Raw genomic sequence first — 19,528 nt, 5'->3', positions numbered from 1 at the left:
CAATGAGCAAAGCGATGAACGATCGCGTGATTGCATTGTCCAATCGGAGTGCTTTACTCCACTGATGGGCAAACAGACATCTCCTGCGATATAAGGCACAGCTTACCCGACGCCGTTGTGAAACGCCGAAGCAGTCGCGTGAAGCTGGTAAGTTGCGCGAATCGTTCACAGCAGCCCTTTGCAACAGTGCCATCGCTAAAGGAGAACAGATCCTATGAAACCTCTGGAACAGTTACTGCAATGCGGCCAATCCATCTGGCTGGATTCGATCAGCCGTGACCTCATCAATAGCGGAGAACTGCAACGGCTTGTATCGGAAGACAAGCTGCGCGGCCTGACGAGCAATCCCACCATTTTTGAGCAAGCCATTACTCGCGGCAATAGTTACGATGATGCGCTGAGCAAGCTGCTGCAAGCCAACGATAAACAAACCGACAAAGCACTGTTTGAGGCGGTGGCTATCGAAGATATCCGCATGGCGGCCGATGTGCTGCGGCCCGTGTATGACGAAACGAACGGTGGAGACGGCTATGTCAGCCTTGAAGTCTCGCCGCAGCTAGCTCACGATACCGCTGGCAGCATTGTGGAAGCGCGGCGGCTGTGGCAGGCGGTGCAGCGCCCCAATCTGATGATCAAGATTCCCGCTACACCCGAGGGCATTCCCGCAATCGAGCAGCTGACCAGCGAAGGCATCAATGTCAACGTCACCCTGATGTTTTCGCTGAAGCATTACGAAGTGGTGGCACGAGCATATATTGCCGGGCTTGGGCGCGGGACGGCATCCCCTGGTGGAACAAAGCCCTTGCCTGTTTCGGTTGCGTCCTTTTTTGTCAGCCGGGTGGATACCGCGGTCGATGCCCTGCTGGAAAAAATCGGTACACCCGACGCGCTCAATCTGCGCGGCAAGATTGCCATCGCCAACGCCAAGCTCGCTTACCAGCGCTTTCGCGAAGTATTTTATGGTGAACCATTTTCCGCTCTGCGCGACAAAGGCGCACGCGTTCAACGACCCTTGTGGGGCAGTACCGGAACCAAGAATCCGGCATATTCCGACGTGCTTTACCTGGAAAAATTGATCGGCCCCGATACCATCAACACCGTACCACCCAAAACCCTCCAGGCATTCTGCGATCACGGCCGCGTGCACCCGACATTGCAAGAGGATATGGCGCAAGCGAACGCGAGTATCGCACAGCTGGCGCATCTGGGAGTCGATCTTGATGCCATCACCGAAAAGCTTCAGAATGACGGCGTCGCCTCTTTCGCCGCTTCATATGACAAATTGCTTGGCGCAATAAAGGAGAAACGGCAGGATATCCTTGCTGCCTGCAATCACGCAGCCTGAACCACCGCTGTGGGCGGAACGATGGACATTGGAATGATCGGATTGGGGCGCATGGGCGGCCCCATGTCGCAACGGCTACTGCGGGACGGTCATCGCGTAGCCGGTTTCGCCCGCAGCGCGGATACGCGCAAGCGGTTGGGGGAGAAAGGTATAACGACGGCAGGATCGCTCGAAGACCTCGTCGTTAAACTGAAGTCGCCGCGCGTCGTATGGCTGATGATTCCCGCCGGCCCGTCGGTAGATGAAACGATAGCCGAGCTGTTACCGCTGCTGGAACCCGATGACGTCATTATCGATGGCGGCAATTCGAATTATAAGGATACCCAACGCCGCGCCCGGATGCTGAAGACGAGCCGGATCCACTATGTGGATGTCGGCACCAGTGGCGGTGTATGGGGCCTGGAAAACGGCTACAGCATCATGGTAGGTGGCGATGACGAGGTTGTCGCCCAGTTGCGTCCTATTTTCGAGACGCTTGCTCCGGCACCTGATAAAGGCTGGGGGCACGTCGGCCCGAGTGGCGCCGGGCACTTCACCAAGATGGTTCACAACGGCATCGAGTATGGCCTGATGCAGGCCTATGGTGAAGGGTTTGCCCTTATGAACAGCAAGACAGAATTCAATCTGGACTTGCATCAGGTGGCGGAGATATGGCGCGACGGCAGCGTCGTCCGGTCATGGCTGCTCGACCTGACCGCCGCGGCGCTTGCAAAAAATCCGGATCTTGAAGGCATCGCCGCATATGTGCCTGACTCTGGCGAGGGACGCTGGACCGTCGCTGAGGCAATCGATCTCGATGTCGCTGCACCGGTAATCACGCTGGCATTATTGCAGCGGCTGCAGTCGCGCGATCCTGAATCGTTCTCCAACAAATTGCTGTCCGCGTTGCGCAACCAGTTCGGTGGACACGATATAAAAAAAGGATAATTGCGCAATCCTCAATGCGCCCCCTGTGCGCGCCTCCATTGGCTTACGCTGCGCTAATCTTAAGTAGGTCGGGCTCTGCCCGACGTTAACTTTACGATCGTCGGGCAAAGCCCGACCTACTTCTCAATTGTAAAAAGGCGGGCTTAAGCGCCCTGCGCGACTTTGGCCCCAAAGACTTTGCGCGTTATCAAGCTGGAAGTTGACAGGGATCAATCCTAATGTTACTTTTAACATAAATAAGTTGACAAAGACCTATTCCTCACATATTCTTCACACCATGAACGTGAAAAATTAGCACACGCTTTGCAACACGAAGAATAGGAGGTGTAATGATGAATGCGAAACAAATTGTTACTACTTTATCGCTACTCAGCCTTTTTTCCCTGTTGAGCCCTGCCGCATCCGCGGTAGAGGATATTGATATCGTTGCTGCTGCTCAAAATGCCACGACTCGAAGTGACCATGAGGCTGTGGCAGCCTATTACGAAGAATCAGCCCGGGAAATACAGGCAAAAGTGGAAGAACAAAAACAATTGCTTGAAGAATATGAAAGCAAAAGCTACCTATACGGTAGGCAGACCCAGGATCTGCAATCCCATGCCTATGCGCTGGTGCGCAAGTATGAGAAAGAAGCAAAAACCAATATAAAAGAAGCCGCCCTGCATCGGCAGATGGCAGCGAGTGCTGAAGAGAACGGGTACTCCGTCCCTCAATTGGAAAAATTTAGCATTGCGCGCGGACTTCATCCGGCTACCGTTTCTGAATAATAGCGGTAAAAGTAATATATTAAAAACGTAGCAATATCAAATTACCGTCGTCTTAAATTGCATTTCGACTTTCTCGGCTTTTCATGGTGAGCTTTGCTACCGTAACGTAGTCTCGAAGCTGCCCCATAAACTCCTTCTTCCCGAAGCTCCCGCTACGATATCTGTATCTGTTGATCCCCACGCTATCGAGCTGCTCTCCCGGCCTTCACACCGGCGCCCTTGTAACATCGACGCCATGAGACTCCCTATACACTCCTGAACTTGTCAGCCGGGACGCGACCGTTCCTACGAATCGTTGTGCTGCTTTACCCCATGGGTAGAGCTGGCCCTGTGGATTTGTTGCTCGATCGCGGCGGGTGAAACCCGCCCTACTGATCGTTGCTTCATCCTGAGCCGCCAATGCCAGCAAGGTCGTATTTCCAGTGAAACCCACCCTCGGATCGTTGCTTTGTCCTGGCGGGTAAATCCTACACTGCCGATTGTTGCTGATGGGGCGGGTAAAACCCGGAATATTTTTGTAAAGAGGGCTTACTCATGCGTAACTTTTTCGGTTGTTCACCTACCGAACCGAACCCGAGGAAGGATTCGGGTTAACATACTCATCCATGAATCTGCTTAAAGCCCTCGCTACCGTCAGCGGAATGACGATGATATCCCGTATCCTGGGATTCGTTCGGGATGTGCTCATTGCCCGTATTTTTGGTGCAGGCGTTGCAACTGATGCTTTTTTTGTAGCCTTTCGCATTCCCAACCTGCTGCGCCGATTATTTGCTGAGGGCGCGTTTTCACAGGCATTCGTGCCAATACTCGCGGAATACAAAAACCGCCGCACACCCGAGGAGACACGTGAGCTAATCAATCAAGTTGCGACACTGTTGTCCATCGCCTTGTTTTTAGTCACGACCATAGGCGTCATTGCTGCGCCCCTCATAATTTATGTGAGCGCACCAGGCTTTAGCGCCAGCCCGCAGAAATTCGCATTAACAGTGGAACTGCTGCGTATCACGTTTCCGTACATTCTGTTCATCTCGCTTGTATCACTGGCAGGGGGCATCCTCAATACCTTCGGACGGTTTTCCGTACCGGCGTTAACCCCGGCATTGCTCAACTTGTCGTTCATTGGCTGTTCACTGTGGCTGGTTCCGCTAGTGGACCCGCCGGTACTGGCGCTCGCATGGGCAGTATTCATTGGTGGGGTACTCCAGTTAGCCTTCCAGGTACCGTTTCTCATGCGTATCAAATTATTGCCACGTCCGCGCCTCAGGTCGAGAGACAACGGCGCATGGCGCGTCATCAAGCAAATGGGGCCAGCCGTGTTCGGCGTATCGATCGGCCAGATCAGCCTGTTGATCAATACGATATTCGCTTCTTTTCTTGTCACCGGCAGCGTTTCCTGGCTCTACTATGCCGATCGTTTGATGGAATTTCCCGCAGGCCTGCTAGGGGTGGCGCTTGGAACGATATTACTGCCGTCGTTGTCGCGGCACTATGCGGATAACAGCACTGAAGAATATAGTCGCCTGCTGGATTGGGGCCTACGCTTGACCGTGCTTTTAACGCTGCCGGCGGCGTTGGCATTGGCACTGCTTGCAACGCCGCTCATCACCACCCTTTTTTATCACGGCGAATTTTCTGCCAATGACGTTTGGATGACGCGCAATGCATTGGTGGCCTACAGTTCAGGGTTGCTGGGGCTGATTTTGGTAAAAGTGCTGGCTCCGGGGTTTTACGCCCGGCAGAATATTCGCACACCGGTGAAAATTGCCGTCATCACACTTGTTGTTACCCAATTAATGAACCTCGCATTCATTATACCGCTGCGTCATGCCGGACTGGCGTTGGCTATCGGGCTAGGCGCGTGTCTTAATGCCGGATTGCTCTACTACAAATTGCGCAGCCATCAAATCTACCAACCTCAACCGGGATGGGCAATGTTCATGGCGAAAATATCGATAGCGCTAACGATGATGGGCGGCACGCTTTGGTTCGCCTCGGGCAGCGATGCGTCGTGGCTGCTCGGTTCTACTTTGGAGCGTGCAGCACGACTGGCATGGGTGGTCCCGATCGGCGCAATCAGTTACTTTTTGACATTATGGCTGCTCGGTTTCCGTCTCAAAAACTTCTCACGGCAGGGTGCAGCATAAACATGACGGAACATAAGCGTTAAAACAAGGCCTGTTCAAGGATCAGAGGCCAGGTATGAATTAAGGCCGTTCTCCCTTTATTTTCCGGTGTCTTTTGTCTTTTGCCGATCAGCTCGAGCAAACCCCTCTATAAACAGGTCTATCCTTGCTTAGGGTCATTTCTTTCGACTGGCGTATGTTCAGCGAAAAAAAACACACGAAGGACCCTTTTTTTTGTTGGAAAAAATTTGCCCGTCCCGCCTGGATTAACCATATAATGGGTAGGTTTTTCAACCCCCATCAATGGCAGAACATTCTATCTCCCGACTATGACTCATTTCGTCAGATATTCCACCTTATCAATGGTGCTTTTGGGGTTTTTCCTTAGTGGTTGCGCCACAACCAACAAGAGCACCACAGCCGATAAAATCACCGATACGAATACCACCACCTCGGCCAATATAAACTCAAGCGCTTCGGATGATACAGGGGTCCTGCTCAACACGAGCACGAGCGCTTCGCCTGATACGAACGCGTCGGTTAAGGATATTGCTCCGACAACTGATAACCTGAAAAAAGAACAGCGGGAAGCGTATGAAGGTCCAGTATTCAAAAATGCCGCCCCTCCGGCGACTTATCCGGGTTTTAGCAAAAGAGACCCTTGGGAACCGATGAATCGCGCGGTATTCAGGTTCAATGAATCCGCTGACGATTATGTGTTCAGGCCGGTGGCCAAAGGTTATAGATGGCTGATGCCCGACCCGCTGCAAACTGCGGTAGGAAATGTTTTTTCGAATATCAACGACATACCGGTGACGCTGAATAACCTTCTGCAACTGAAATTCGGCAACGCGGCGACTAGCGGGATGCGGCTGATCGTCAACACCACTTTTGGCCTCGTGGGAATATTTGATCTGGCGAGCGATGTCGGCCTGGAAAAGCATGACGAGGACTTTGGGCAAACCCTGGGTTACCACGGGGTGGCAAGCGGTCCTTATCTGGTGCTTCCTTTTTTCGGTCCCAGTTCGATCCGTGACGCGGGCGGGCGCTTGATCGATGCAGCTTCCGATCCTGTTTTCGTCGGCAGCTTCTTCGTTGCTCCTTTTATAGGTCCGGTAGTGGGGGCAAGCAGAGCCACTGATACTCGTTCCAACTTGCTTAAATCCGAGAAGACGCTGGATGAGGCTGCGCTGGATAAATACGAGTTCATGCGTGAAGCCTACCTCCAGCGGCGGCGCAATTTGGTGCATGACGGAAATCCCCCTCCGCAAAAAGAGGATGAAGATAATGATTAATTTTGAATTTTTAAATTAAAATCTTCTGAATTCCTCCTGCTTCCTTATAAAAAGAATTTAAGATAATTCACCGTTCCCTGCTCGCAAAAGCAATGCAATCCATAGTCGTAGCAGGTAAAGGATTGCATTGCCGCTATATTTAGCGCCTGCCTGTCCACAGCGCAATTCCTGCGGTTATAACCCTTAGCTTCCCTAAGCACTAGTACGCGTCAGTTTGGCCTTTCGGACTTATGGCTACGCTTGACGACTTGCCGAACGCTCCCGTTTCTGCGTGAGCCAATCTACTTCCTGCTGGACAGTCGAGGGGCAAGAAAAAACGGCGGTGGCCATCTCAGCCTACCGCCGTTTTATCTCAAACGATGAACGACTCAGGACATTGAACGTAGCGCTGCAATGCGCACTTCAAGTGGCGGATGCGACATAAATAAACTCTTGAGGCCGCCCTCTCCTCCCGAAATACCAAATGCCGCCAGTCGTTCTGGCAATTGTGTCGGTTCATGCCGCTGTTTCAAGCGCTCCAGCGCCGCGATCATTTTATTACGTCCTGCGAGACGCGCACCACCTGCGTCTGCGCGGAACTCCCGCTGGCGGCTAAACCACATGACTATCATGCTTGCAAGTATTCCCAGCACCATTTGTGCCACGATGGTTGTAATCAGAAAAGCCGGGCCGTGATCCCTTTCGGTTTTGAATATAACCCTGTCTACGAAATGGCCGATTATTCTTGACAGGAAAATTACGAATGTATTAACCACGCCCTGGATCAATGCGAGTGTAACCATGTCGCCATTGGCGACATGGCTTATTTCATGCGCCAATACGCCTTCGATTTCATCTTTATGCATGCTCTGAAGCAGGCCAGAGCTCACCGCCACCAATGCATCGTTGCGGTTCATGCCGGTAGCGAATGCATTGACATCCGGCGCGTCATAGATCGCCACCTCCGGCATGCCGATACCGACAAGTTCGGCCTGGCGCCGGACTGTCTCAACCAGCCAGCGCTCGGTCGGGTCAGAAGGCTGCTCAATGACAACTGCTCCGGTCATGCGTTTTGCAGACCACTTGGACATTGCAAGCGAAATCAACGAACCGCCAAAACCTATCACTCCGGACATGATAAGCAATGAATTGAAGTCTATACCGCCACCCTCGGCATCCAGCATGCGGTCGACGCCCAATATCCGCAGCGTAATGCTTAGCACCAGTAACACTGCCAGGTTGGTGATAACAAAAAGAAAAATTCGTTTCATAAAGTGTGTTCCGTTTCCAATTGTAGAAGACACATTGTAAATAGGGGCACAAGCCGAGATTTCAAGGCCGTTATTATTAGAATATGTTGATATCCGCTTGGGTTAAATAACGCTTACTGGCGCGCTTTTTCCCATTCATCTCATCAATGGCGGTTGCGCGTGGCACGTAAAATATATACCGCCAAACTGCCAAAGATTATGAAAAAAATTGCGGACCAGTCCGGAAGCGTAAGTAATGCGAACTTCCAGGTGACATCGGCACAGTCCCCGTTCGCTTCAAACATGCTGGGCCACCATTGTGCTAACGGCAACGCGTTCAAGAACTTTTCTTCAGGACTGATGCCGCATTCGAATGCCTCGGGAAAGCGCACCAGCCAGGCCTGACGCAAAGCAACTGCCGCTCCGGAAAACGCAAAGGCCGCCGTCAAGCCGCTGTAAATTCCCAACCCTTTTGCGCGGGGAGAGTGGAGAAATGCCAATAGCGCGATTAATCCCACCAGCCAGTAGGCAACGCGCTGAACAACGCAAAGCGGGCAAGGCAACAGGCTCTTTACCAGCTGTAAATAAAGGGCATAACTGACCAGGCTGGCGCAACCGAGAAATATCAGTAGAAAAATTACTCTTATTCCTGGCTTCATGCGGCTCACATGACCCGGCTTACAGGAGTTGATCGGGCTGCTGGTTGACGTCCGTTTTCTTCACCCTTCGCATTCCCCCCTGCACCATTTTATATTCCAGCAAACGGCATTCCAGCGCCCCGTTGAACAAGGGCACACGGCGCGAAGGTGTTAAACGTATGAGCTTTGGCAGAAGCGGATCGGCGGTAAAAATATAAGCATTCCATCCACTGAATTTTTTCTTCAGTACGTCTCCCAGTTTCGGATAAAACTCCGCGAGCTCTTGCTGCTCACTTAAACGCACCCCATAAGGGGGATTGGTTACAAGAAATCCGGCAGCCGCGGGCGCGGAAATTTCCAGCAGGTTCGCCTGCTTGAGGGTCACCACTTCAGAGAAACCCGCAGCAGATAGATTTGCGCGCGCGACGGAAACGACATCCCCATACAAATCTCTGCCGAAAATCGGCTGGAGCGTTCTCGGCTTCTGCCGTGCCAGCGCTGCTTCTTTAATCTCTTCCCATCGCTTTCTGTCAAAGCTCGTCAGCTTTTCAAAAGCGAAGCTCCGCCCCAGCCCCGGCGCGATATTCAATGCAATCTGCACTGCTTCGAGCAGGAATGTGCCGCTGCCACACATCGGATCGAGCAATGGAATTCCTGGCTGCCAACCCGCCAGGGCTAGAATTCCAGCGGCAAGGTTTTCTCTTATGGGCGCTTCAACCGTATTTTTTCTAAGGCCGCGCTTGAATAAGGCATCGCCGGACGTGTCAAGATATAAAGTAAATTCCCGGGCATCCAAAAAGCTGTGAATGCGAACATCCGGCTGCACTGTATCGACACTGGGACGACAGCCAACCGTACTGCGGAATTTATCGCAGACCGCATCCTTGATCTTGAGCGTGACAAAATCCAGGCTGCGTAGCGGACACTTGATGGCAGCCACGTTGACGCGAATCGTTGCAGCCGGGGAAAACCATTCATTCCAAGGCAATGCGTGAGCTGTTTCGTACACATCGGCTTCGCTGACATAGGCATTGCGCGCGACCCGCCAAAGAATGCGGCTGGCAATGCGGCTTTCCATATTAACCCGATAGCAGATGTGCCAGTCGCCCTGAAACTGGACCCCGCCGTCGCGCGCGACGGCAAAAGAGGCGCCAAGCTGCTCCAACTCGGTTACGAGTGCCGGTTCCAGTCCTCGCGGACAGGGCGCGAAAAAATAGTAGAGCGTCACGATAAAGCCGGGAGCACAACAATTAGCATGGCGACTTCGTACTGTTTATTTCGCAGTCCACGCCCCATAGCCAAGCATCGCCCACGCGCTCAAGAACGCGACGCCGCCAAATGGCGTGATGATACCGAGCCCGCGTATTCCCGTCAGACTCAGGACATACAGACTGACGGAAAAAAGAATAATTCCGGCAAGCATCAGCCAGCCCGACAATGTGAGCAGTCTGGATGCAGGAAGATGCAGCAGTATGAGGCCGACGGCGATAAGGCCCAGCGCGTGATAAAAATGATACTGCACGCCCGTCTGGTATACGGCAAGCATGTCTGTAGAAAGCCGTTGTTTCAAGCCATGCGCACCGAAAGCGCCCAAGGCGACGCATAAAAATGCATTGACAGCACCCAGGGTGAGAAAAACTCTTGACATCGGAGACCTATTTTCTGAATGAGAAGACTAAGGAATGTGCTGATAGGACACAGGCCCCAGCACATATATCTTTTTACGCGCAAAGACAGCCGAGGCGCTGAAGGATAGATAATCGATACAGATATTTAAAACATTCGTAGTCTGCATCACCCCTGTCAAAATGTCTACACCGATCGTAAATTTCAAACATTGATCAAAAATTACTCTTAGTTACTCTTAGTTACTCATTTTTCTCTGTCACGCGTGCCTTGCTCCCCCCTTTGGCAAACTCCACCCGAATGGTATCGCCAACGTCGATCTCATCACTACTTCTCACCACTGCACCGCCGGGGCCATAAACAATACTGTAGCCACGCTCCAACACCGACTCGGGGTTAAGATGGGCAAGATTCTCCTGCTGGCGCTGCAAGCTCATTACAAGCGTTTCGATGCGAACGGCAATGGCCCGGCGCATGCGCAGCCCGAGGTCGCGCTGGCGTTCAACCAAACGGGGAATATCGGGGCTGGCGATCAGGAGACGCTGGTCAAGCTCACGCAAACGCCAATAGTGGCGTGCCAGATCCTGGTGCCATGAGCGAGCCAGGCGTTCGCGCAAATGCTGGAGGTGCCCAAGCTGATCATTGATCCGTTTTCCGGGATGCACCAGGCGGCATTCGAGCATATCGATATGCTGCATCCGGCTTTCAATGCCACGCTGCATTGCTCGCTGCAGGCGTCCGTGCATGATTTCTCCATGCCGTATCAATTCCTTCCGGTCCGGGCAGACGAGCTGCGAGGCGCCGGTAGGCGTCGGGGCGCGAACGTCAGCCACAAAATCAGCAATGGTGAAATCAGTCTCATGACCTACGCCACTCACGATAGGAATGGGACAGGCGGCGATTGCGCGTGCTACTGCCTCCTCATTGAATGCCCACAGATCTTCGATACTACCCCCGCCGCGGCAGAGGATAAGCACGTCGCACTCGGCACGATTTCCCGCATTTCGAATGGCTGCCGCTATTTTGGCTGAAGCACCGGCTCCCTGCACCGGCGTGCCATAAATGATCAGGGGCACGAAAGACATACGCCGCTTCAGCGTGGACAGTACATCGTGCAATGCGGCAGCTGCCGGAGAGGTGATGATACCAATCTGCCTCGGGAATAGCGGTAGCGGTTTCTTGCGGTCGGCATCAAACAACCCCTCCTTTCCCAGTCTGGCCTTGAGTCGCTCGAAAGCTTCGAATAGCGAGCCAAGTCCGGCGCGTCGAATAGTCTCGACGTTTAATTGAAAATCTCCCCGGGATTGGTACAGCGTCACCAGTGCGCGCACCTCTACCCGCATGCCATCGCTGGGCTGCCAGTCCAGATACTGATTCTTATCGCGAAACATAACGCAACGTATCTGGGCATCCGCATCCTTGAGTGAAAAATACCAATGGCCCGACCCGTAGCGCTTGATGTTCGAAATTTCGCCCCCTACCCATAACAATGGGAAAGCCTGCTCAAGCAAGTCCTTGGCGCTACGGTTCAATTCGCTCACGCTCAAGACGGGGCGAGCGATCTCCATTTCCATAATGAAATTCATCTTGACATTCTACAATAATCCCCACCTGTCACGAAAATTGCGTAATTGTGCCGGCAAACCCGCATGGATACTAAAGCATACTCGTAAGTCATTGTTTTTTATGTATATTGATAAGTACAAAAATTAATCTAATCAGAAAAAGTCGTTATGGCAGGGCGACTTAATGCGCCTATTTGCAGATTACCCACAAACTTATCCACAGCAATTGTGGACAAGAAAAAAACGCGTCCTTGCCGAAATCACAGGGGCAAGATACATTACAACTCTGATTTTGGCACTGGAGGTGACTGCGTGTTCGCTTTGATTCAAGCTGCGGGTTGGCCGATTTGGCCGCTCATATTAGCCTCTATCGTTGCCATGGGCATTATTGGTGAACGCATGTGGGCCTTGCGTCTGAGCATGGTTACACCGAGAGATCTGCTGCCGAAAGTGGTACACGAGTACCGTAACAGCGGCGTGAACGCCGATATGATCACGCGCCTTCAAAAACATTCTCCGCTTGGGCAGATTTTTGCCACAGGATTGAGAAACGACAGAAGCACGCGCGAAGTCATGAAAGAATCCATTGAAGAAGCCGGCCGCGCTGTCTCTCACGACCTCGAATGTTATCTCACTACTTTAGGAACTATTGCATCCGTGAGCCCCCTCATGGGCTTGTTCGGAACCCTGGTCGGCATGATCGAAATTTTTGGCGTGAATTCTCCTACTGGCGGTAGTGATCCGGCACAACTCGCCCATGGTATTTCCGTTGCACTCTACAATGCCGCATTCGGCATCCTGGTAGCCATTCCCAGCATGATGTTTTATCGTTATTTCCGCGCTAAAGTGGATGCGCTGGTGATTGAAATGGAATTGCAGGCGTTGAAGCTGGTGGAGATCGTTCATGGCGAACGCCAGGATGATTCTTCGGCGAGACAAGGAATAGTACAGCCGCTGGCCGGTTCCTGAGGAATGACTTATAAATACCCTGCCGAACGAGACAAGGCAGAGAAATAGTAAACCGGGAAGTCAGCGCACAACGGATGGAATCATCTGTCGATTTTCAGGTATGACCCGCTTTTCTGACTACCGTTCACCTACGGGAATATAGCAAGAACCATGAATTTTCAACGCGGCAGACAAAAAGAAGACCCGGAAATCAACCTGGTGCCAATGATCGACGTATTGCTGGTGATTCTTATTTTCCTGATGATCACCACCACTTATTCAAGGTTTTCCGAACTCGAAATCAGCCTGCCACAAGCAAATTCGGACAAGTCCGCTGTTCACCCCAATGTTATCGATATTTCAGTAAGCGCCAGTGGGGACTATACCGTCAACCGTACCCCCGTCAAAGATTCCAGTATGGAGCGGCTAAGCGAGGAATTGCGCGTGGCAGCGGCTGATCGGCCGGACCCGGTGATTGTTATCAATGCAGACGCCGACGCTACACATCAGTCCGTTATAACGGTGATGGAAGCCGCGCGCTTGGCGGGATACAACCATATCACTTTCACCACTGAAAACCCCCGATAGGGCTCCCCTCAATGGTGAAACACGCCTTTCCGGCGCGGCGGACAATTATAGTAAAGTATTTAGTGTTGTGAGGGGAACATAACAATTCAACCGGATGATGGCGCGCAAGCGCGCGGGAAGAATACGCTGCAATGTAGCGCTTTCACGAACTGAAGTTTCCGTTACATAACCGCCGTCTTTCACAGAGTATAATCGGTCTGATTGACGTAACCCTTTAAAGTTGAGGAAGCTGAGGAAATTATGGACTTAAAATTATTGGATATCCTGGTTTGTCCGCTGTGCAAGGGACCGCTGCTCTACAGAAAAGCCGAAAATGAACTGATCTGCAAAGGAGATCGGCTGGCTTTTGCCATCAAGGATGGCATTCCCGTAATGCTGGAAGACGAAGCACGAAGACTACCTGTAGAAGAAGAAATTTAGTTCGCGGAAATGTCCTGGACCTTTGAATAGGTTCTGATGGAACGCATTGCCTGAGTGGGAGCCGAATATAAACGATGAAAAATGCGAATAGCGCTGCCATTCTGGGCGCGCTTGTTGCTGATTCCGCCGCGCTTGGCCTGCACTGGCTTTATGATCCAGCGCGCATTGCAGAGATTGAGGCAGCAAGGGGACTTGTGTTTCTTCAACCGGAGGCAACAGACTATGCCGACGCAAAGGGCTACTTCGCACACGGTCGGAAGGTATTCGGCGAGTCTAGCGGCTACGGTGAGGTCTGCTTATTGATGCTGAAACATCTGGCGAAGCACGGCGCCTTCAGCCGTAATGAATATCAGGCTGAATACCGCGCGTATTTTGGGCCCGGCGGCGAATTCGTCGGTTATATCGATTCCCCGACCCGCCTGACGTTACGCACTTTGTTATCCCTTGAACCAGCGGAATTTCCCGCTGCATCCGGCGCAGATGATGATCAGCATCCGGCGCTGGCAGCGCTGCCGGCATTGATTGCGACCCACTCCGGAACGCTGGAAGATCTCATGAAGCGCGTCGAGGAGGTGGTACGCGTAACAAATAATAATGAACTGGCGCTCGCCGCAGCGCGGTGCTCCTCGGTAGCACTGTTCAAGCTGTTGCATGGGGCGCAGATTTCGCAGGCTCTGGCGGATGCTCTACCGTTTGCAGGTCCGATCCTCGAACCATTACTCGAACAGGCGCTTGCCATACCGAAACTGGATAGCATTGCGGTGACGGAGCGATTTGGCCGGGCGTGCCATGTCGCGGAAGGCCTGCCAGTCATTTTTCATATTGCGCAACGCGCGGCTGACTATCGTACTGCAATAGAATCCAACATTCGCGCCGGCGGAGACAGTTGCGGCCGCTCGATCATGCTTGGCGCCCTGGCCGCAGCGCATGCAGCGATGCAAAACGATTCTGCATTTCCCATTTCACTGCCTTGGCTGGCGCGATATCGAAAACTTGCCGAGGCTGCCGATGCGTGTGCAGCGCTTTGAATGCAAGTATTCAGCGGGACGACGCAGAAAACCCGATGGTGCAGTTTATAAAAGCTTCGATCGCATCCATGCGGATGATTGCAAGAGCCCGAATTCGGTTTCTCCTCATATAAACCTAAATCCTCGTTGTCACTTCTTTCTCATATAAAAGATAAATTCCCCCGCTATTTCCGACAAGGACAGCAACTCGTTGCCCGTCTGATCGGCGAAGACCTGGAAATCAATTACTGAGCCAGGGTCGGTTGCGGTTATTTTCAACACTTGCCCGGTAGTCATATCCACCAGGGATTTTTTTGTGCGCAGGATAGGCAACGGGCAATTCAGGCCGCACACATCCAGTTCTTTATCGCAATTCATGCATTTCTCCTCGATTCCTGGTTACGGAATAGTCGCCTGCCCATGGAATGTAACAAGTGATCTGCCAAAATTATTTTCATGACCCGCGAGAAATTCAAGAAAAAAACGGATAAGCGATTATTTATGGTGCGACTGGAAGTTATGTTTGTTACGCTGATATTGATAATCATTAGAAGCCAAAAAACGAAAATATGAAAGGAAAGTTAAAGATGAGTTAGCATATGTGAGAACGATCTTTTTTTCGAGCCTGAAGACAAGGGCCGAAGATAATACCACCTTGTTGTTTTGATTGAGACTCGACAACACGTCACTTCCCGCGAATTACCGATAGCGTCATTATGCCAGTCAACTTTACCCCTTCACTACCCGAACATCTGCTCCCCATTAAAGGCGTAAGGTTGGGCATCGCCGAAGCAGGGATCAGGAAACCCGGCCGCAAAGACCTGCTTGTCATCGTTTTGGCGGAAGGCGCAAAGGTGGCCGGTGTATTTACGCAAAACCGGTTTTGTGCGGCCCCTGTGACAGTCGCTAAAGAACATCTTTTGAATCTGGGCTCCACTTCTGCCTGCCCGATCCGCGCACTGATTATTAATACCGGCAACGCCAATGCTGGCACAGGTGAAGGCGGCGTTGCGGATGCCCGCGCCACCTGCGTTGAACTCGCCAACTTGCTCGATTGTGAGAGTCGGCAAGTGCTGCCATTTTCTACCGGTGTAATTATGGAGCCGCTGCCGTTGGAAAGAATTATTACCGGGTTGCCCGCGGCGGTGGCCGACCTTAAGGCGGACAATTGGTTTGCTGCCGCCCAGGCAATCATGACGACAGATATCGTGCCCAAGGCGGTATCGAAACAGATTTCTCTCGACGGCACAACCGTGACGATCACGGGTATCGCCAAGGGTTCGGGAATGATCCATCCAAACATGGCGACGATGCTGGGTTACATTGCGACCGATGCGGCGCTGAGTCAGCCACTGCTGGAACGAATCGTGCGGCATGTCGCGGAGAATACATTTAACCGCATCACCGTGGATGGAGATACTTCAACTAATGACGCACTCGTTCTGATAGCAACAAGCCAGGCGGGCAATTCGGTTATTTCAGATGATGAAAGTACTCAATTCACACAGGTGCGAAACGCGATAACCGAGGTTGCAGCATCGCTTGCGCAGGCTATCGTACGCGACGGTGAGGGAGCAACCAAGTTTATTACCGTCCAGGTGGAGGGTGGGAAGACACTGGACGAATGCAGCAAGGCTGCCTATGCCATTGCTCATTCTCCGCTGGTTAAAACCGCTTTTTTCGCATCTGATCCAAATCTTGGCCGAATACTGGCGGCAATAGGTTATGCGGGGATAGAAGATCTTGACGTAAACAAATTGCAACTCTATCTCGATGACATTCTGGTTGCCGAAAATGGCGGCCGGGCGCGCAGCTACCGTGAAGCAGATGGTCAAAAAGTGATGAAGCAATCCGAAATCACCGTGCGTGTCGTGCTCAATAGAGGACGAGCTTCGACCACCATCTGGACCTGCGATCTATCTTATGATTATGTAAAGATCAATGCGGATTATCGCAGTTAGCATTTGCGTTGTGCCGGACAACGTCGTAAGGAAACAATCGCTGTTGCTCGTTGCGCAACGGCCAAGCGCAACGAGCGGAGCTTCACCTCATGGCCAGGCTCCTGCTACCATGACCTTTGGCGAGAGCTGACCTAACTGAACATCTTCTTAGTCACCCATGGGCTTCATATGTGGGAAGTCGCGATTGTATCTTTGGCCCGATCCATATACGCGATCACGGGTTATTTCCACGCCGTCCCCGTCGCTGGACCCGTACCCGTCACCGGAGGATTTCTGGTCATAACTCTGGCCATGATGGCCGTGGTGGCGCTTTTTCTTCATTGCGCTGGCTTCATCCTTATCGATGTACCCGTCCTTGTTGGTATCCATTCTGTCGAACATTATTTCAGCATGGCGGGCATGCTCGTCCCTGCTCACTCGGCCATCATTGTCGGTATCGGCCATGGACATACCACATCGACCCTCTCCACGCTTCTTGTCACCATACCCATCCTTCTTGTCGCCGTAGTCGTCTCTCTTGTCGCCATCTTTCCTGTCACCGTAGTCAGACTGGGCGACCATGTAGCCGTTATTGAGGGATTGCATGGCGAAAGGGTTTTCGGCCGCAGACGCAACGGATGCGGTACCCAGCGTGGCGGCCAGCGCGGAGCCCAAAGCAAGAGAAATAATTGATTTTTTACTCGGCATATTATTCATGATGTTTTTCTCCTAAATATTTTGTTTGATTTAAAGGAAGCTTTCGGGAGAGCATGCAATATAAGTGCTGCATCTCATCAGTGATTCCACCTTATTTGTTTCCGTTATTTACAGTCTGTTACGATAGATACCTTAACCGCGGCACCTTGCATACGCTGGACGTAACACACCAGATCATGGCCTTCTTAGCTGAGCGGTTCCGTTCGATAGCACACATATGAATTTCGTTTGAATCTCCGGCTTATATTATTCAGGCGCCCACTTTCCACTCGGGACGGTCTAAAAAAATTGCAACCTGCAAAAAGCGAAAACCATATTTACCCCGTTACATGAGATATTCGTAATGACGGGCGAAAATGATTCTCCTGTAAGGTGCGATTGTTATAATTTGAAATTAACGTTTGATTTGGAAACTTATGAAAGGTTGGGACGAGCTGTACGATCGGGCCGAAGCGCTGCTTTCCCGTCTTGAAGGGCTGCTGCCGGCTGGGCAGGTAGACCCCAACTGGAATTCCGCCATTGCATTTCGTTGGAGAAAGTGCGGTCGTACCGGCTCCATTGAACCTGTGAACCACCCTCACCACGTAACGTTCGATGCTTTGCAAGGCATAGAACGACAAAAAAATCTCATAGATCAAAATACACGTCAGTTCGTACAGGGACGTCCCGCCAATAACGTATTGCTTACGGGCGCGCGCGGCACAGGCAAGTCATCGCTGGTAAAAGCGATGCTGAATAAATATGCTGCCCTGGGGTTACGTTTAATTGAAGTAGAAAAGCATGACCTTACCGATCTGCACGACATCGTCGAGCAGATATGCCATCGCCCTGAACGCTTCCTTCTGTATTGCGACGACCTGTCATTCGAGGCGGGTGACCCCGGCTATAAGGCCTTGAAAGTCGTACTCGATGGTTCTATCGCCACGGCATCCGAGAACGTTCTGGTCTACGCGACTTCCAACCGCCGCCACTTGATGCCCGATTTCATGCGGGACAATATGGATACCCGGCATTTAGGGGAAGAAATCCATCCGAGTGAATCAGTCGAAGAGAAGATTTCTTTATCGGAGCGTTTTGGGCTATGGGTATCCTTCTACCCGTTTAACCAGGAGCAGTACCTGGATATTGCCGGACATTGGCTCAACCATTTCGGTATCCAAGAAATGACTCCGCCTATACGTGAAGCGGCCCTGCAATGGGCACTCGGGCGCGGCTCACGAAGTGGACGTGTAGCATGGCAATTTGCACGCGACTGTGCAGGAAAGCAGAATCTGCCATGATTTTCAAAAAATCTCCTCACCATGTCCTCTCCCACTCATATCACTGAAGTAGCCGTTGCGGTCATCACTGCCCCTGATGGCCGCTTTCTTCTCGCGCGCAGGCCCGAGGGCAAGCCTTATGCAGGTTACTGGGAATTTCCCGGCGGCAAGGTGAAACCCGATGAGCCACTATTGCACGCATTAAGGCGCGAATTACTGGAAGAGCTGGGTATATTTGCCGAGCATGCCTACCCCTGGATCACCCGCACCTTTAACTACAGTCATGCCACTGTCCGCCTCTATTTTTACCGCGTAGTGAAATGGCATGGCAAGCCGCAGCCCCGCGAAAATCAGGAGTTGGCCTGGCAATCCGCGGAAGATATCAGCGTTGAACCGATACTGCCGGCAAATACACCGGTATTGCGGATGCTGGGTTTGCCGGCAATCTATGCAATAACCAATGTTGCGGAATTGGGGATAGATATTGCTCTAAGCCGGATCGAACACGCACTGCAAGGAGGTGTACGACTGTTGCAGGTACGCGAAAAAACCATGCCGGAGAAGGCGTTCAATGCTTTTATCGGCGCTGTAATTACACTCGGTCATCGTCATGGCGCCAGAGTATTGGTAAACGGCAGCATAGACAACGTCGACTTTTATCGGAAAGCCGGGGCGGACGGGCTACATCTTGCGTCAAAACAACTGATGGACGTCATGAAGCGTCCGGATGTCGAATGGTGCAGCGCGTCTTGCCACAATGCGGAAGAGCTTTTTCGAGCTGAACAATTGGGTATGGATTTTGCAGTGCTTGCGCCGGTACTGCCGACGTTGAGTCACCCCGGATCTGCGACGCTAGGCTGGCAAGGATTTGCCGCGCTCATCCGGGATTGCTCGATACCCGTTTATGCCCTAGGCGGGCTGCGCCGGGAAGATTTAACCACGGCATGGGAACATGGCGGACATGGAATGGCCATGATGCGGGGTATTGGCTAAAGGTTCAGCCCTGCAGAGCAAATCCGGGAAGGTTTGCCAACTGAAGGACCCCGGTGAAGGATACGGCTCAACAGCCTGAGGCTGAGGTAATGCCGGGTAATGTTCGGATTATTCGTTCTGATTATTGGTGTTGAGATAGCG

General features: G+C 52.1%; 19 protein-coding genes. 12 read left to right on the top strand and 7 right to left on the bottom strand.

From position 1 onward, the window contains the following. Positions 1 to 214: 214 nt before the first annotated feature. The 5 genes from tal to BUA28_RS06970 all read left to right on the top strand — a co-directional run bounded on the left by tal (position 215) and on the right by BUA28_RS06970 (position 6,457). Positions 215 to 1,345, top strand: a complete 1,131-nt coding sequence (gene tal / locus BUA28_RS06990) for a transaldolase (RefSeq protein WP_072767403.1) — start codon at positions 215 to 217, stop codon at positions 1,343 to 1,345. Between the two features lie 21 nt (positions 1,346 to 1,366). After that, positions 1,367 to 2,272, top strand: a complete 906-nt coding sequence (gnd, locus tag BUA28_RS06985; RefSeq protein ID WP_072767402.1) for a phosphogluconate dehydrogenase (NAD(+)-dependent, decarboxylating) — start codon at positions 1,367 to 1,369, stop codon at positions 2,270 to 2,272. Positions 2,273 to 2,601: 329 nt separating this feature from the next. Next, the gene (locus tag BUA28_RS06980; protein WP_143148456.1) at positions 2,602 to 3,039 is read left to right on the top strand and encodes a hypothetical protein; all 438 of its coding nucleotides are present in this window, start codon (positions 2,602 to 2,604) and stop codon (positions 3,037 to 3,039) included. Between the two features lie 605 nt (positions 3,040 to 3,644). Continuing rightward, positions 3,645 to 5,183, top strand: coding sequence for a murein biosynthesis integral membrane protein MurJ (gene murJ, locus BUA28_RS06975; protein WP_072767401.1), 1,539 nt, complete (start codon positions 3,645 to 3,647; stop codon positions 5,181 to 5,183). 350 nt (positions 5,184 to 5,533) lie between these two features. Continuing rightward, positions 5,534 to 6,457, top strand: coding sequence for an MlaA family lipoprotein (locus tag BUA28_RS06970; protein ID WP_256325336.1), 924 nt, complete (start codon positions 5,534 to 5,536; stop codon positions 6,455 to 6,457). A 368-nt stretch (positions 6,458 to 6,825) separates the two neighbouring features. Here the strand turns inward: BUA28_RS06970 and htpX are convergent, their stop codons facing one another. From htpX to xseA, 5 genes are all read right to left on the bottom strand, one after another. Continuing rightward, the gene (gene htpX / locus BUA28_RS06965) at positions 6,826 to 7,707 is read right to left on the bottom strand and encodes a protease HtpX (protein ID WP_072767400.1); all 882 of its coding nucleotides are present in this window, start codon (positions 7,705 to 7,707) and stop codon (positions 6,826 to 6,828) included. 143 nt (positions 7,708 to 7,850) lie between these two features. After that, positions 7,851 to 8,345, bottom strand: coding sequence for a disulfide bond formation protein B (locus BUA28_RS06960; RefSeq protein ID WP_072767399.1), 495 nt, complete (start codon positions 8,343 to 8,345; stop codon positions 7,851 to 7,853). A gap of 19 nt (positions 8,346 to 8,364) precedes the next feature. Then, positions 8,365 to 9,552, bottom strand: a complete 1,188-nt coding sequence (locus BUA28_RS06955; RefSeq protein ID WP_072767398.1) for a THUMP domain-containing class I SAM-dependent RNA methyltransferase — start codon at positions 9,550 to 9,552, stop codon at positions 8,365 to 8,367. Positions 9,553 to 9,597: 45 nt separating this feature from the next. Continuing rightward, positions 9,598 to 9,972, bottom strand: a complete 375-nt coding sequence (locus tag BUA28_RS06950; protein WP_072767397.1) for a DUF423 domain-containing protein — start codon at positions 9,970 to 9,972, stop codon at positions 9,598 to 9,600. Between the two features lie 220 nt (positions 9,973 to 10,192). Beyond that, positions 10,193 to 11,536, bottom strand: coding sequence for an exodeoxyribonuclease VII large subunit (gene xseA, locus BUA28_RS06945; RefSeq protein WP_072767396.1), 1,344 nt, complete (start codon positions 11,534 to 11,536; stop codon positions 10,193 to 10,195). A gap of 291 nt (positions 11,537 to 11,827) precedes the next feature. On the opposite strand from xseA, the gene BUA28_RS06940 reads away from it, so the two are divergent. From BUA28_RS06940 to BUA28_RS06925, 4 genes are all read left to right on the top strand, one after another. Further along, positions 11,828 to 12,484, top strand: a complete 657-nt coding sequence (locus BUA28_RS06940) for a MotA/TolQ/ExbB proton channel family protein (protein ID WP_072767395.1) — start codon at positions 11,828 to 11,830, stop codon at positions 12,482 to 12,484. A gap of 150 nt (positions 12,485 to 12,634) precedes the next feature. Next, the gene (locus tag BUA28_RS06935) at positions 12,635 to 13,051 is read left to right on the top strand and encodes an ExbD/TolR family protein (RefSeq protein WP_072767394.1); all 417 of its coding nucleotides are present in this window, start codon (positions 12,635 to 12,637) and stop codon (positions 13,049 to 13,051) included. A gap of 240 nt (positions 13,052 to 13,291) precedes the next feature. Further along, positions 13,292 to 13,471, top strand: a complete 180-nt coding sequence (locus tag BUA28_RS06930) for a Trm112 family protein (protein WP_072767393.1) — start codon at positions 13,292 to 13,294, stop codon at positions 13,469 to 13,471. A gap of 74 nt (positions 13,472 to 13,545) precedes the next feature. Beyond that, on the top strand, positions 13,546 to 14,499 hold the full coding sequence (locus BUA28_RS06925; RefSeq protein WP_072767392.1) for an ADP-ribosylglycohydrolase family protein: 954 nt from the start codon (positions 13,546 to 13,548) through the stop codon (positions 14,497 to 14,499). A 129-nt stretch (positions 14,500 to 14,628) separates the two neighbouring features. On the opposite strand, the gene BUA28_RS06920 is transcribed toward BUA28_RS06925, so the two are convergent. After that, positions 14,629 to 14,856, bottom strand: coding sequence for a sulfurtransferase TusA family protein (locus tag BUA28_RS06920; RefSeq protein ID WP_072767391.1), 228 nt, complete (start codon positions 14,854 to 14,856; stop codon positions 14,629 to 14,631). A 338-nt stretch (positions 14,857 to 15,194) separates the two neighbouring features. On the opposite strand from BUA28_RS06920, the gene argJ reads away from it, so the two are divergent. Then, positions 15,195 to 16,439 carry a bifunctional glutamate N-acetyltransferase/amino-acid acetyltransferase ArgJ gene (gene argJ / locus BUA28_RS06915; protein WP_072767390.1) on the top strand — a complete coding sequence of 415 codons (1,245 nt, stop codon included), beginning with the start codon at positions 15,195 to 15,197 and terminating at the stop codon, positions 16,437 to 16,439. 147 nt (positions 16,440 to 16,586) lie between these two features. On the opposite strand, the gene BUA28_RS06910 is transcribed toward argJ, so the two are convergent. Further along, complete coding sequence (locus tag BUA28_RS06910) at positions 16,587 to 17,135, bottom strand: EF-hand domain-containing protein (RefSeq protein WP_256598255.1); 549 nt, start codon at positions 17,133 to 17,135, stop codon at positions 16,587 to 16,589. Between the two features lie 416 nt (positions 17,136 to 17,551). Between BUA28_RS06910 and BUA28_RS06905 the strand changes: the two genes are divergently transcribed. Together BUA28_RS06905 and BUA28_RS06900 are read left to right on the top strand one after the other, a co-directional pair. Beyond that, positions 17,552 to 18,415 carry an ATP-binding protein gene (locus BUA28_RS06905; protein WP_072767388.1) on the top strand — a complete coding sequence of 288 codons (864 nt, stop codon included), beginning with the start codon at positions 17,552 to 17,554 and terminating at the stop codon, positions 18,413 to 18,415. A 21-nt stretch (positions 18,416 to 18,436) separates the two neighbouring features. Beyond that, positions 18,437 to 19,387, top strand: coding sequence for a Nudix family hydrolase (locus BUA28_RS06900; RefSeq protein ID WP_072767387.1), 951 nt, complete (start codon positions 18,437 to 18,439; stop codon positions 19,385 to 19,387). Positions 19,388 to 19,528 lie beyond the last annotated feature (141 nt).

It is taken from the genome of Nitrosospira sp. Nsp11 (genome assembly GCF_900142705.1).
Classification (GTDB): Bacteria; Pseudomonadota; Gammaproteobacteria; order Burkholderiales; family Nitrosomonadaceae; genus Nitrosospira.
The sequence above is the reverse complement of the archived record's forward strand: the minus strand, read 5'-3'. Positions and strand labels throughout refer to the sequence as shown.

Excerpts from the sequence above, each read along its gene's own strand:
- BUA28_RS06900 (WP_072767387.1), top strand. The coding sequence starts at position 18,437 with ATGTCCTCTCCCACTCATATCACTGAAGTAGCCGTTGCGGTCATCACT.
- BUA28_RS06910 (WP_256598255.1), bottom strand. The coding sequence starts at position 17,135 with ATGAATAATATGCCGAGTAAAAAATCAATTATTTCTCTTGCTTTGGGC.
- BUA28_RS06935 (WP_072767394.1), top strand. The coding sequence starts at position 12,635 with ATGAATTTTCAACGCGGCAGACAAAAAGAAGACCCGGAAATCAACCTG.
- gnd (WP_072767402.1), top strand. The coding sequence starts at position 1,367 with ATGGACATTGGAATGATCGGATTGGGGCGCATGGGCGGCCCCATGTCG.
- htpX (WP_072767400.1), bottom strand. The coding sequence starts at position 7,707 with ATGAAACGAATTTTTCTTTTTGTTATCACCAACCTGGCAGTGTTACTG.
- BUA28_RS06980 (WP_143148456.1), top strand. The coding sequence starts at position 2,602 with ATGATGAATGCGAAACAAATTGTTACTACTTTATCGCTACTCAGCCTT.
- xseA (WP_072767396.1), bottom strand. The coding sequence starts at position 11,536 with ATGAATTTCATTATGGAAATGGAGATCGCTCGCCCCGTCTTGAGCGTG.
- tal (WP_072767403.1), top strand. The coding sequence starts at position 215 with ATGAAACCTCTGGAACAGTTACTGCAATGCGGCCAATCCATCTGGCTG.
- BUA28_RS06925 (WP_072767392.1), top strand. The coding sequence starts at position 13,546 with ATGAAAAATGCGAATAGCGCTGCCATTCTGGGCGCGCTTGTTGCTGAT.
- murJ (WP_072767401.1), top strand. The coding sequence starts at position 3,645 with ATGAATCTGCTTAAAGCCCTCGCTACCGTCAGCGGAATGACGATGATA.
- BUA28_RS06960 (WP_072767399.1), bottom strand. The coding sequence starts at position 8,345 with ATGAAGCCAGGAATAAGAGTAATTTTTCTACTGATATTTCTCGGTTGC.
- BUA28_RS06905 (WP_072767388.1), top strand. The coding sequence starts at position 17,552 with ATGAAAGGTTGGGACGAGCTGTACGATCGGGCCGAAGCGCTGCTTTCC.
- BUA28_RS06950 (WP_072767397.1), bottom strand. The coding sequence starts at position 9,972 with ATGTCAAGAGTTTTTCTCACCCTGGGTGCTGTCAATGCATTTTTATGC.
- BUA28_RS06920 (WP_072767391.1), bottom strand. The coding sequence starts at position 14,856 with ATGAATTGCGATAAAGAACTGGATGTGTGCGGCCTGAATTGCCCGTTG.
- BUA28_RS06930 (WP_072767393.1), top strand. The coding sequence starts at position 13,292 with ATGGACTTAAAATTATTGGATATCCTGGTTTGTCCGCTGTGCAAGGGA.
- argJ (WP_072767390.1), top strand. The coding sequence starts at position 15,195 with ATGCCAGTCAACTTTACCCCTTCACTACCCGAACATCTGCTCCCCATT.